Origin of the sequence: Amycolatopsis sp. NBC_01480, assembly GCF_036227205.1 — a bacterium.
In the GTDB taxonomy this organism is placed as follows: domain Bacteria; phylum Actinomycetota; class Actinomycetes; order Mycobacteriales; family Pseudonocardiaceae; genus Amycolatopsis.
Genome location: NZ_CP109442.1, coordinates 1377308 through 1390519, shown reverse-complemented (window position 1 = coordinate 1390519; position 13212 = coordinate 1377308). Strand labels below are relative to the sequence as shown.

9 protein-coding genes are annotated in these 13212 nt (G+C 70.7%); 3 read left to right on the top strand and 6 right to left on the bottom strand.

Annotation, left to right across the window (positions count from 1 at the left end; genetic code table 11):
• Positions 1-18 precede the first annotated feature (18 nt).
• From OG371_RS06395 to OG371_RS06375, 5 genes are all read right to left on the bottom strand, one after another.
• Positions 19-501: a helix-turn-helix domain-containing protein gene (locus OG371_RS06395; protein ID WP_329066529.1), complete on the bottom strand. Its 483-nt coding sequence runs from the start codon at positions 499-501 to the stop codon at positions 19-21.
• 199 nt (positions 502-700) lie between these two features.
• Positions 701-2398: an LCP family protein gene (locus OG371_RS06390; RefSeq protein ID WP_329066527.1), complete on the bottom strand. Its 1698-nt coding sequence runs from the start codon at positions 2396-2398 to the stop codon at positions 701-703.
• A gap of 178 nt (positions 2399-2576) precedes the next feature.
• Positions 2577-4748, bottom strand: coding sequence for a phospholipase A2 (locus OG371_RS06385; protein ID WP_329066525.1), 2172 nt, complete (start codon positions 4746-4748; stop codon positions 2577-2579).
• A gap of 263 nt (positions 4749-5011) precedes the next feature.
• Positions 5012-6256: a GGDEF domain-containing protein gene (locus OG371_RS06380; RefSeq protein WP_329066523.1), complete on the bottom strand. Its 1245-nt coding sequence runs from the start codon at positions 6254-6256 to the stop codon at positions 5012-5014.
• Between the two features lie 706 nt (positions 6257-6962).
• Positions 6963-8177 carry an MFS transporter gene (locus OG371_RS06375; RefSeq protein ID WP_329066521.1) on the bottom strand — a complete coding sequence of 405 codons (1215 nt, stop codon included), beginning with the start codon at positions 8175-8177 and terminating at the stop codon, positions 6963-6965.
• Positions 8178-8556: 379 nt separating this feature from the next.
• Here OG371_RS06375 and OG371_RS06370 point away from each other — a divergent pair, with 379 nt between their 5' ends.
• A complete protein-coding gene (locus OG371_RS06370) occupies positions 8557-9453 on the top strand; it encodes an SDR family NAD(P)-dependent oxidoreductase (RefSeq protein WP_329066519.1) in 897 nt (298 codons plus the stop codon).
• A 74-nt stretch (positions 9454-9527) separates the two neighbouring features.
• Here OG371_RS06370 and OG371_RS06365 read toward each other — a convergent pair whose 3' ends face one another.
• Complete coding sequence (locus OG371_RS06365) at positions 9528-11387, bottom strand: AMP-dependent synthetase/ligase (RefSeq protein WP_329066517.1); 1860 nt, start codon at positions 11385-11387, stop codon at positions 9528-9530.
• 194 nt (positions 11388-11581) lie between these two features.
• Here OG371_RS06365 and OG371_RS06360 point away from each other — a divergent pair, with 194 nt between their 5' ends.
• The gene (locus OG371_RS06360) at positions 11582-12238 is read left to right on the top strand and encodes a transcriptional regulator (RefSeq protein ID WP_329066515.1); all 657 of its coding nucleotides are present in this window, start codon (positions 11582-11584) and stop codon (positions 12236-12238) included.
• 239 nt (positions 12239-12477) lie between these two features.
• The gene (locus OG371_RS06355; protein WP_329066513.1) at positions 12478-12795 is read left to right on the top strand and encodes a hypothetical protein; all 318 of its coding nucleotides are present in this window, start codon (positions 12478-12480) and stop codon (positions 12793-12795) included.
• Positions 12796-13212 lie beyond the last annotated feature (417 nt).

Below are 13212 nucleotides of genomic sequence, written 5' to 3'. Positions count from 1 at the left end.
AGGTCAGGCTCGAACCCCTCAGCTGGGTTGGAGCTTGCGAAGGTGGGTAATCAACTCGACAGTCGGCAAGTCACAGAGTTCCGCCATGCGTTCCAGCGCCGCGAGGTCGAGCGACACTTCCGCCGAACTCGAGTCCGGGCCCGGGTCGGCGGCCTGGCGGAGGCGGTCTTCCGCCCAGCGGCGCAGCGGCAGCAGCTCCGGGGCGGCCTCCGCGATCACCCGGTGCAGATCGACCCGGACGCGGCCGGGCTCTTCCACGAATACGCGTCTGTGCACCTTCGCCAGCAGGTCCTGGGGAAGCTCGTCCATGGCGACGCACAGCTCGACCAGGCGCACCACGGAACACTGGCGCGTGCCCAGCTCGTACGTCGCCAGCGTCTGCAGGGAGATTTCGCTCTGCAGATGCCGGTTCAGCTCCTTGCGCGTCCAGCCGCGCCCGCGCCTGAGCTTGCGGAGCTCGTCCCCGAGTATCCGCTGGTAGTGCTCAACGTCGATCACCACTCCTCGTCCCCTGCCCTGATCACGCTCCACCGCGTCGCGTCCGCTGTCGTTGCTGCGAACGCGTGCGCGTCTCACGTGTATGAAAGTGGGCAGTGCGCTTTTCCTTACGCGGTTTCGCCGAAGACTTTGGTGACGATTTCGCCAGCTGCTCCGAACGGAGTACCGCGCTGGCCTGAACAGGCCAGTCGGCGCAAGCGGCTCAGTTGACGCAGGGGACCCCGTCGGCCGTGATCGGCTTGTCGCCCCCGGAGTCCCCGGCGGGCGGGGCCGCGGGGGAGGAAGCCGGGGCGCTGGCCGGGGCCCCGGCCGCGTTCGAGCCGCCGGAACTCGAGGTGGACGGGGAGTAGTCCGAGCCGAGGAAGATCATCACGTGGCCGGCGCTGACGCTCTTGTCCTCCTGGACCGTGGCCTTCGTGCCCAGCGCGTCCGCGACCGCCTGCCCGGTGTTCTTGCCGCCCTTCGGCACCCAGATCACGGTGGTCTTGCGCGAGGTCCCGTTCGCCGTGTCGCCCGCGGTGAAGCCCTTGCCGGCGAGCTCCTTGGAGACGCTCGCCGCCAGGCCGGTGCGGCCCGAGGAGTTGCGGACGTCGACGGTGGTCGCCTTGTTCGCGCTGTCAGCGGCGGGCGGCGCCTGCTGCTGGCCCTGCTGCTTCGGGACCAGCCCCTGCACGAACGCCCGGACCGCGGCCGGGTCCACCTGGATCGCGGAGCCGTCGCTCGGGGTCTGGTAGTCGACGTTCTGCACCGGGATGGTGCGGAACTCGAGCTGGCCGCCGGTGAGGCCCTTCATCTGCTCGGCGAAGCCGAAGATGTCCCAGTTCTGGTTGAGCACCACGGACTTCTTGATGGCGTCGATCAGCGCGTTCAGCTTCGTCGGGTCGGTCAGCGTGCCCGCCGAGAGCACCTTGCGCGCCATGCCGGCCATGAACACCTGCTGGCGCACGACGCGGTCGAGGTCGCCGCGGGGCAGGCCGTGGCGCTGCCGGACGAACTCGAGCGCCTGCACGCCGGAGATGGTGTGCACGCCCTTGGTGAAGTTCGCGCCGGAGTAGGTGTCGTTCACGTTGTCGGCCAGGCAGACGTCGACGCCGCCGATGGCCTGCGTGATATCGCTGAAGCCGAGCAGGTTGATCGCCGCGTAGTTGTCGATCGTGGACCCGGTGAGTGCCTCGACGGTGGAGATCAGCTCCTTCGCGCCGGCCTGGTTGGCCTTGACGTCGAGCTCCTTCGGGTCCGTGACGCCTTGTTTCTGCAGGTCCTTGCGGGCCTGGAGCATCGCGCGGGCGTACGCGGAGTTGATCTTGTGCTTGCCGTAGCCGCCGGGGATGTCCACGTACGAGTCGCGCGGCAGCGAGATGGCGACGGCCTTGCTTCCGTCGTTCGGGATGTGCACGAAGATCAGCGAGTCGGTGTTCAGCTCGCCGTCGGACTCGCCCGCGCGCAGCTGGTCGAGCAGTTCCTGGGAGAGCGGGTTGCCCTGCGCGTCGGTCCGGCTGTCGAGGCCGACCAGGAGGATGTCGCGGGCACCGTCGGCCGGCTGGTCGCCGCCGGACTTCGGGTCGATCACGTCGGCGTAGTTCAGGCCGTTGACCAGGCCCTGGAACGAGGCCCACGCGTACCCGGTGAGGCCCATGACCAGCAGCGACACCACGGTGAGGGCGATCTTGGCGCCGCGGAAGGAGTTGCGGCGGACCCGGCGGGCGGGCCGGCGCTCCGGCGGCGGGCCGGGACGGCGGGGCGGGGCCTTGCGCGGGTCGCGGGGCGCGCCGTACTCGGCGTTTTCGCGGGGCGGGCGCCCGGACGGTGGGACGCGGCGGGCCTGGCCGCGCCCCGGCGGGTCCTGCCAGGGGCGGGCGGGGCGGCGGTCGCCTTGCCCGTTCCGAGGCGGGTAATCCACGCGACGGCTCCTTCTCGTCAGTCCTGCAAGTCCCGGTGTTGAAGACGCATGGTGCCGGGACGTGGTTGCCGTAGGTTTACACATCCCCTTCTTGGTGTGGCACGCACCACCCATGTTCCGCCATCCGCGCCTTGCTCGCCCGACCGGCGGAATGCCGGTCGTACCCGGAGTGTCCGGCTCAGCCCGGCGTCGCCCCGGCCGCCCGCCGGTCAGGGACCAGGCACGATGCCGCGGCGATCAGGGCGAACACCGCGGTCCCGGCATGCAGGACGACCGTGGCGGCGCCCGAGGGCTCGCCGTCCGAAGCGGCCACCAGCGCGGGAATGCTGCCGAGCGCGCAGGCCAGCCAGGTGCTCGCCGCCGTGGTCGCGCCGGTCCGGATGGTGTGCAGCAGCAGCACGCCGAGCAGGAGGTGGACCAGGCTCTGCACCGGGTCGAAGCGGAGGCCGAGCAGGTCGGCGTCCGCGGCGACGTCGCCGAAGCGGGCCAGCGCGAGACCGAACACGCCGGCCGTCGCGTAGCCGATGCCGAGCACGGCGGCGGCCCTGGTCAGCAGCATCGCGTGCCAGCCGGGGCCGCTGCGGACGCGGACCGGCGGCTCGACGGCGTCCGCGGCCGGCGCGCCCGGGTGCCGCTCGAACCACCAGAACACGGCGATCGCGGGCACGGCCAGCAGCGCCACGGCCATCGCGGTCCGCGGCCGGACCAGCCAGCTGAGGCCGTCCGCGATCGGGCCCGGCAGGTAGACCACGGCGACGAGCAGCAGCATCGCCGCCAGGAACGCCAGGTACAGGCTCATCGGCGCGCGCAGCACCAGCCCAGCTGCCCGCCGGACCAACGGCCGCGCGGCCCAGCGCCGCAACGGCGTCACGAAGAGGCCGGCCAGGCTCAGCTGCGTGACGCCCAGCAGCAGCACTTCCCACGGCGCGGCGGACAGGGCCGCGGGTGCGCCGGGGCTGCCCAGCAGCGTCGGCGAGGCGCCCAGCACGAAGCTCGCCACCGCGAGCCCGCCGACGCCCACCACTGCCGCCACGGCCAGCACCCGCCGGGACGGCCGGACGCCGTCAGCGTGCGCGAAGGCCAGCTGCTGGGCCAGCAGCGCCAGCGCGAGCGTCGCGCCGTAACGCGGCAGTTGTGAGCCCGACCAGGTCGCCGCCAGCTCGCCCGCGACGACCAGGGCCAGCAGCGTGAGCACGGACGCCAGCCGCGCCCGGCGGTACAGCGCCAGCAGCGCCGGCGCGCAGACGATCATCAGCAGGTACACGCCCAGCAGCCACAGCGGGTGCAGCGCGATCCGCATCACCGTGGCGTTGGTGCCCGCCGGGATCCCGAGCAGCTCCAGTGCCAGCGGCACGAGTAGCGCGACCACGGCGAAGATCAGCGCGGGCCGCAGCAACGGGCTCGCGCGCTCGGCGAGGTAGTGCCGGTAGCCGCGATCGCGTTCGGCTTGCCAGCCCGCCTCGTTGGCGTGGCCGCCGGCGAAGAACAGCAGCGGGGTCAGCTGCGCGAGCCAGGTCAACGGCCACAACGCCTGTTCCGGCGCGCCCGCCCAGTCGAAGAGCGCGGTCACGGATTCGCCGAGCATCAGCAACGCCGCGCCGCCCGCGCCGAGCAGCGCCCATCGCGTCGGCGGGCCGGTCCGGCGAACCGCGGGCCGGGTCCGGCGGGCCGCGGGCCAGCCGCGCAGCCGGAACGCCAGGAGCACCCCGATGACCAGCACGCCGATGACCATCGCGCCGATCGGGTCGCCCACCGGCGGGCCCCAGCGCTGATGCCACGAGTTCACCACCAGCCCGGCCGAGTACAGCGTCGCGACGAGCTGGCAGGTGCGCGGCGAGTCCATCGGGTTCAGCGCGCAGGTGTGGTGCATGTCCTTCGACAGCTGGGCGTCGAGCGACGCGCGGACCTGCTGGTCCAGCGGGTGGCCCTTCTTGTCGGCGTAACGCAGCAGGTCGTAGCCGAGGTCGTGCGCCTTGCACGGCACGGAGTAGTCCCACTTCGTGTTGTCGTCACCCCACGGCGCGGAGCAGCCGCCGTCGACGTGCACGGCCCGCACCGTCCCGTCGCGCGCGGTCAGCACGCCCGGCAGCACGTCCATCACGGCGGTGAAGTCCTTGGGCAGCAGGGCCAGCGCGCTCGGCTGCGGGCCGGGGTGCACCAGCGCCGCGATGGCGTTCTGCGCCGCCAGCACGTCACCGGTCGGCGGCCCCTGGTCCGGCGGCGACGCCGGGCGCGAGGCGATCAGCCCGAAGGCGAACACGGTGAACAGGACAAGCAGCAGCCACCCCGACGTCGACCAGCGACGTCGTGGGCGCGCGGCGGCCGGGGCGCGGTCGTCGATGGCTGGCATGGGTCCTAGAGTGCCAGCCCGCCCGCCGGGACGGCACGGTGACAGCCCCCGGCGCGGCCGGGGGATAGCCCCCGATGCCGACGGCGCCGAACATACCGCTTATTTCGGGCGTTGATGAATAACGGCTCGCGAAACCCGCGGGAAACCTGGCGGAAAGCGAATTCGGCCGCCGCTCGCCCGGGGCTGGAGCCGAACGCGATTAATCGGATTCGGCGTCCGGAGGTTAGGGCGGGCCGGAAACGCGAGGGCCCGGAAACGGGCGCTCAGTTCTCGGTGAAGGACTGGCCCTCGGTGAACGACTGGTCCGCGTCGGCGAACCGCACTTGGTTGCGGCCGCCCTCTTTAGCCGCGTAAACGGCGGCGTCCGCGGCGTGCAGCAGCTGTTCCACAGTGGCCCCGTTGGGCCCGAGCAGCGCCACCCCGATCGACGCGGTGCGCCCGCTGATCCGGGCCTGGCCGCCGCGCTTGTCGGTGCTGACGATCTGCTGTTCGGCGATCGCGACGCGGATGCGTTCGGCCGTCACCTTCGACGCGGTCTCGTCGACGTCCGGCAGCAGGATCAGGAACTCCTCGCCGCCGAACCGGCCGATGATGTCCTTGGGGCGGGTGATCTCGTCGAGGGTCTGCGCGACGGTGCGCAGCACGTCGTCGCCCGCCGGGTGACCGTAGGTGTCGTTGATCCACTTGAAATGGTCGAGGTCGATCATCAGCAGCGCCAGCATTTCGCCGCCGCGCGCGGAGCGGGCCAGCGCGCGCTCGGCCGATTCGGACCAGCCGCGCACGTTGAAGATCCCCGTCTTCGGGTCCGTCCGCGCTTCCGACTGCAATTGGTTGATCTCCGCCAGCCGGTTGCCGAGCACGGTGATCAGCACCAGGATCACGATCGCCGGCGGGATGTCCACGAGCAGGATGGTGGCGATGGTGCCGAGCCCGATCGTCGAGAGCTCCAGGAGGTTGTCGTCCTTGGTGCCCAGCACATTGCTCAGCGTCGGCGCCGAGGTGCCGCCCAGCGCGAGCAGGCCGCCGATGACGATCGCCTGCAACGCGGCGTAACAGAAGCCGACGAGCATCAGGATGCCGAAGACCTGCAGTGAGTTCGCCGGGCTCAGCCGGGCCACTTCCGCCGACGCGAAGCTCTGGTAGAGCTGATGGGCCAGCAATGCCGAAACGGCGTGGGTCAGCGAGGTGAAGACGAACTTGTGCGGCGGCCGCCGCGAGTTGAACCACCGCTGGGTCCGCACGATGACGATCAGCAGCAGGGTCAGGTGGATCGGCAGCAGCAGCGCGCCCGGGAAGACCCAGATGCCGGACAGGTCGATGTGGACGGCCGTGACCCGGTTGCGCCGCCGCTCTTCCTGCCGCCGGGTCAGCTGGATGTGCACCGTCGCGCAGGCGGCGAGGATCCCGAACCGCGCCCAGTCGACGAGAGTGGTGGCGCCGGTGGTGACGATCGCGAACGTCAGCAGCGCGACCGCGACCGCTTCCCAGGAAAGCAGGAAAATGATCATCGGGCGCGGCTTCGTCCACAGATCCCACGAGGACACCGGATTCGCGGAAATCAGCGAGCGCAGCCTGCCGCCGACACCCTGCGACCGTTCGGTCGCGGTTTGTGCACCACTCGGAGAATTCTGGTTCCGGGCAGGGTGATCATGGGCGGCTTTGGGTACTCCGTCACCGGAGTCCGTCGGTTCACCGCGCGCGTGTCCGTTCTCGGGCATCGGGCTCGGCCTCCTCCGGTCTCTCGGGTCGTCGGCGTGTGATGGTTCCCGCTGTGGTGGTGGGATGCCTTACCGGTATCATCGCACTCACCGACTTCCCGGCAGGGAGTCCTCCCCGAGGACAGAATTCGTGTTCCGCCCACTCGCGTGCCTCCGCACCCCGGAGGTACCTTCCCCCGATGGCTGGTGAATGCCGAATGCGAATTGCGGCACCGGCTTCTTCCGCATCCCCGCGGTGTGCCACAGGAGGTGTTTTCCCGATGTCGGACCGTGAGGCCTGAATCGTTCCCGCCCCTTTTCCGTCCGAATTGCAGTCACGAGGAGGTGCCGGACGATGTCGGACCGTGAAGCCTGAGCTGGACCTGACCATGCTTGTTCCGTGACATTCTGAGCGGAGGTGGATTCCGTGCGTGACCGCGAGGCGTGAAAACAGTTCGGTCCGGCTTCGATGCCCGGACCTCTTTCGCCGGGCCGGCGGCAGTGATCCGGCCATGATTCAGAGCCCGGAGTCGGCGGCGACCGCGTGCCGGACCCGGGTCCAGGAGAACGCGGTGGGGATCGCCAGTACGACGCCGGCCACCCCGGCGAGTGCGATGGCAGTGACGGCCGAGCCGGTCGCCTGCGCGACCACCCCGCCGATCGCGACGCCGACACCCTGCGCGACGCGCAGCCCCGTGCGATACAGCCCGCCGGCGCCGCCGCGCATCTCGTTCGGCACCCAGGTGGCGAACGTCGCGGTGACCGTGATGATGTACGCCCCCATGGCGCCCGCCAGTGCCAGCAGCACCAGCGCGACCGGCAAATTCGGCCGCAGCAGGAACAGCGCGAGCAGGGCCAGCGACAGGGTGGCGAGCACCCCGAGCAGCCGCTGCCGCGTCGGCGCCGAGGCGAATTTGGACAGCAGGTAGGCCCCGATCACGAAGCCGAGCGGGTCGGCGGCGAGCAGCCAGCCGACGGCCGCGGACGGCGCGCCGAGCTGACGGGCCAGCGGCGCGGCCAGCCCCTCCGGCACCACCGAGAGCCCGACCAGCCAGGACAGCGCGATCAGCACCCGCAGCCGCCGCTGCCCGAACACCCACCGAGTCGCCCCGAACCAGGTCGTCTGCTCTCCGCCCGCCGCGGGCCGGTCCTGCACCCAGACCCGGACGATGGCCGCGGCCACGGCGAAGCTCACCGCGTCGATCGCCAGCGCCCACGACGAGCCGACCGCCGTCACCAGCAGTCCGCCGCCGGCCAGCCCCAGCAGCATCACCGTGTTGGTGGTGATCCCGCGCAGGTCCTGGCTGCGCAGGTACAGCTCGTCGTCGTCGAACACCTCACGGGTGATCGCGTTCTGCGCCGCGTTCGCCGGCGAAGCGGCCAGCTGCACCGCGACGAGCAGCCCGCACAGCACGCCGAGCGGCATTCCCGGGATGCTCATCAGCCCCACCAGCACCGCCTGGACCGTCGCGCTCGAGGCCAGCACCGCTCGTCGCGGATAGCGGTCGGCCAGGAAGGACAGCCCGAGCCCACCCGCCAGCGCGGGCAGGAAGGTGAGCGCGTAGACCACCGCGGCCCAGAGTGCCGAGCCGGTGCGGTTGTAGACGAGGATGGACAGCGCCACCTTCGCCAGCTGGTCGCCCGCGCTCGAGATGGCCTCGGCCGCCCACAGAACGCGATATTCGACGTTCCGCAGCGGTGCGGTCAGCGGTGCACTGGCGTGGGTCGTCACGGGGTGACCATTCCCCCCTCCCCGGTCGGGCGAACGTGGCGTTCCCGCATTCTGCCTGTGCCGTGACAGCGCCGGTCGGCGCGTCACAGGTTCGGTGACCGGGGACGACAGCCAGTATGCCGCTGATTACCCGGAGGTGGACCGGGAACGGGGATGTCGTCGGCTGTTGAGCCGATCGGGCTACGCCGGGTGGACCGCGTCTTCCGGTGGTACTGACCCGTCGGGAGGTACCGGTGGACTGATCGACGGTTACTCGCTCGGCGCAGGTCCGGCACCGTTCGTCGCCATCGCCCTGTCCGCTGCGCCGAATGGACCAAGACTGGTGGGGAGCCCGGCGGAGCGGCCCCTCGCCCGCCGGCGCACGCAGTGGGGAGAGGTTATGGACGGGCTGATGCAGGACAAGGCCGTGATCGTGACCGGCGCCGGCCGGGGACTCGGCGAAGCGTTCGCCGTGCACGTGGCGCGCGCGGGCGGCGCCGTGCTGGTCAACGACGTCGACGTGGAACTGGCCGAGCGCACGGCGGAGAACATCCGCGCGTACGGCGGCCGGGCGGTGCCCAGCGGGCACAGCGTGGCCGACCCGGCCCAGGCGCAGGCGATCGTGGACGAGTGCCTGCGGGCCTTCGGCCGGATCGACGGGCTGGTCAACAACGCGGGGCTGAACTACGAGGCGCTGCCGTGGGAGGACGACGTCGAGCAGGCCAGGGAGCTGGTCGAAGTCAACGTCCTCGGCGTGATGTACACCGGGCTCGCGGCGATCAAGGCGATGGTCGCGCGCGGCACCGGCGGGTCGATCGTGAACATCTCCTCGGGTGCTTCGCTGGGCCAGCGCAAGCTCGGCGTGTACGCGGCGAGCAAGGGCGCGGTCGCGTCGCTCACCTACTCCTGGGCGCTCGACCTGGAGGAGGCCGGGATCCGCGTCAACGCCGTGTGCCCGGTGGCGCACACGCGGATGGTGTGGAAGTCCGAGCGCGCGCTGCGGGCCTGCCCGCCGGACCGCACGCCGTCGAAGATCGCGCCGGTGGTGCTGTTCCTGCTCGGCGGCGGCTCGGCCGGGATCACCGGCCAGATGATCCGGTGCAACGGCCCGCAGCTGCACGTGATGGGCCAGCCGTACTTGAAACAGCCGATCCTCGAACGGCCGGTCTGGGACACCGAGACGGTGCAGAAGGCGTTCGACGAGGTGTTCAGCGCGCACCTGGAGAACTACGGGCTGGAGAAGCGCGTGCCGCCGCGCCTGCGCAAGTGGACGGAAACCCCCAGCCGCATCGCTTAGCGGCGGGTCCGGCCAAGTCCGTCAAGGCCTCCTTACCGGCGTGCGACGCGGGTAAGGGGGCCTTGACAGCTGGTTCAGGCGCCGGCGGCCGGCGCCGGGCTCCCGGTGTACAGCCCGGCGATGTCGTCGCCGTAGCGCTCGTTGATCACGCGCCGCTTGAGCTTGAGCGTCGGCGTCAGTTCGCCGGACTCGGGCGTCCAGACGCGCGTGATCACCTGGTAGCGCTTGATCTGCTCGATGCGCGCCAGCCGGCTGTTGGCCGATTCCACGGCTCGCTCGATCTCCGCGCGGACCTTTTCGTGGACGGCCAACGCTTCCAGGGTGTCGGCGCCCTCGATGCCGTTCGCCGCCGCCCATCCGGGCGCGATTTCGTCGTCGAGCACGATCAGCGCGGTGACGTACGGCTTGTCGTCGCCGATCGCGACCGCCTGGCCGATCAGCGGGTGCTCCTTCAGCAGCCCCTCGATGTGCGTCGGCGCGATGTTCTTGCCGCTCGAGGTGATGATCAGTTCCTTCTTGCGGTCGGTGATCCGCACGTAGCCGTCTTCGTCGACGGTGCCGATGTCGCCGGTGGCGAACCAGCCCTCGTCGTCGGTCGCCTTCTCGATCGAGCCGTCGGCTTGGAGGTAGCCGAGGAACACGATGGGCCCGCGTACGAGCAGTTCGCCGTCTTCGGCGATCTTCACCTCGACGCCGTCGAGCGTCCGCCCGACGGTGCCCGCGCGGAACGCGCCCGCGCCGTTCGCCGTCACCGCGCCGGTCGTCTCGGACAGCCCCCAGACTTCGAGGATTTCGATGCCCAGCCCGGCGATGAAGTAGAGCACCTCGAGCGGCAGCGCGGCCGCGCCGCTCGCGGGGACCAGGATCTGGTCGAGACCGAGCAGCGCGCGGACCGGGGCGAGCACGGCTTCGTCGGTTTTCGCGATGCGCTCGGCCAGCTCGGCCGGGACCTCCTGGCCCTCGCTGCGGAGCTTGTATCCCTCCTGCAGCAAGGCGTTGGCCGCCAGCAGCGCTGCCCGCCGGTCTTCGGGGACGCCGCCGAGCATGTTCTTCAGCCCCGCCACCATCTTCTCCCAGACCCGCGGCACGCCGAAGAAACTCTGCGGGCGCACCTGGCCGAGCGCCGTGACGACGGCCGACGGGTCGGCGAGCGTGTGCACGTGGCCCGCCCACATGATCGGCATGTACACCGACATCTCGCGCTCGGCGATGTGCGCCAGCGGCAGGTAGGCGATGTTGGTGACGTGCATGGGGGAGCCGTGCATCACCTGCACCGCGTAACCCTCGTGGATGGCGTTGCGGTGCGAGAGCACCACGCCCTTCGGGTCGCCGGTGGTGCCGGAGGTGTAGATCATCGACAGCGGGTCGTCCGGCTTGATCGAGGACCACGAGTTTTCGAAGACGTCCGGGTCGGCGGCGATCGCCGCGCGGCCGGTTTCGCGCACTTCGGCGAACGAGGCGAACCGCTGGTCGCCGGCCGGGATCGACCCGGCGTCCAGCACCACGACGTGGCGCAGGGCCGGCAGGTCGTCGAGTACCGGCAGCCAGCGCTCCAGCTCTCCGGCGCCCGCGAGGACGACCACTGGGGCAGCGCTGTGCCTTGCCACGTAACGGATCTGGTCCGGGCTGAGGGTGGCGTACGCGGTGCACGGGATGGCGCCGAGGTGCACGGCGGCGAGGTCGGCGATGAGGTGGTCCGGGCTGCCGGGCGCCATGATCAGCATCCGGTCGCGGGCGCCGAGCCCGAGCCCGGCCAGGCCGCGCGACACCTCGGCGATCGCGGTGCGGAACTCGCTCCAGGTCAGCGTCGGGTGGCCTTCGAGGTCGAGCGAGGTGACCGCGGGGCGGTCGCCGTACTCGGTGGCGTTGCGGAACAGCAGACCCGGGATCGTCTGGCCTTCGGCCTGCTCGGCGACGGACTTGGGCGTGGTCAACGCTGACCCTCCTCCAACGGTGGCTGATCACGTCACTGTAGGGGCTCCCCGCCGGTGTGGATAGAGAATCGAGGCCAGCTTCGGCACCGGCGTGGACCTGGCGGTGAACCGGTCGAAACGGTCATTTACCCACCGCGTGGATCCGGCCGGCCTGATTGACTGGAGACTCGCCGCCCAGACCTCGAGGAGTGCCCATGACCAGCCTGGCCCGCGAGCTGCTCGACACCATCCAAGCGGAGCTGGCGCCTCGCGACGACGGCAACCGGCTCGTGCCGCTGGTGTCCGCCGGCCGCGCGGACCGGGCGGTGTTCGCCGCGATCGCCGCCGAGGAGAAGTGGATCGTGCGCAGTGACTGGCGCAGTTTTCACGAACTGGCGGCGCGCGCGGACGAGCTGCGGGCGCGGGAGTTCTTCGGCGGGCTCGCGCCGGGGGAGCAACTCGCGCTGGGCAAGCTCGACGCCCTCGCGTCGGCTGCGGGCCCGGACCCCGGCACCGAGTTGCCGCGCGTGGGCTGCCAGGCGTACCCGGCGTACTTCGCGTGGCTGGCGCTGAACGGCGAATCGGCCGAAGTCGCCGTCGCCATTTTCGCGAACTTCGCCGCGTGGGGCCGGTATTGCGGCGCCATCGCCGCGGGCATGCGCGAGCACTACGGCTTCGACGACGACGCCTGCGCGTTCTTCGACTTCTTCGCCGCCGACGCGCCGGGGCTCGAGGACCAGGCCCTCGCGGCGATCCAGGCAGGCCTCGACGCCGGCCGGCTCGACGCGGGCCGCGCCCGGACGTACGCCCGGCTGTTCCAGGGCTACGAGCTGATGTTCTGGAACACCCTCGCGGAGGAGTTTTCGGCGTGACGCCCGCCCACGCCGAGGCGGAAATCGTGGTGAACGTAATTCGCGATAATGGCCGGACCAGGCTGCGGAATTGATCCACGCATCGCCCCTTCGGGTGAGCTGCTGGGGTCTTTTCCCGGTCTCGCCGGTTATGATCGCCACCTGGTTCCCGCTGGTCGTGGCCTTGCCGGGGCAGGATCACCGGCCCGCGGGGAAATGGAAATCGTGCTGCGGGAAAACCGGCTGGAGGGGGATGCCAGATGACTGAGGCGCGTGGTCGTGAGGTGCCGATCTCCTATCTCGTAACGCTTCTGGCCGGCGTGGCGCTCGGACTCCTGCTCGCCGAATTCGGCCGGATCCTCGTGCGCTACCCGGTGGAGGCGGTGCTCGTCGCCGTGCTCGTCTGCTCGGTCGCGGTGCTCGCCTGGGCGTGCCGGGAGATGCTGCGCGACCTTTTCAAGCGCGGGGCCGATCCCGGCCACAGCGAGCCGGGCCCGGCCGGGACCGGCTACCCGCGGCTGTCACTGCCTCATCAGAGCGACCGGAACCACCGGCATCCGAACGGCGTTCGGCACTGAAAAGTGGTAATCCGACCGCGCAAAGCGGCGATTCCGTGGCGAGTGTCGGCAATTTCACCCTTTTCTCTCGGCATGGGCTGCCGAGGTCGCCGGTAAGCCGATCATCACCGAACGTCCGGGAAGTCCGTGACGGATCTCACCGAACCGTTTCAGGGCCGGTGTACGTACACTTCTGACGCTCGGCACTGCGCCGCAGGTCACCCCGCCATCGTCGCCGGGACACCGCGCCCGTCCGTTTGGCGTCAGTTCTGCCGTGGTCGATTTCCGAAGCCTGGCACGGGGTTGTGAGTCAATCACGCGATGCTGCTCACGAAACGCATCCGGACTTGACGTGCCTCTCGGCTACTCATACCGTCGTCGCGGGCGATGCGGACCACGGTGGTTGATCCGGCTGGTCGGAACCGGGTGAGAAAGCCC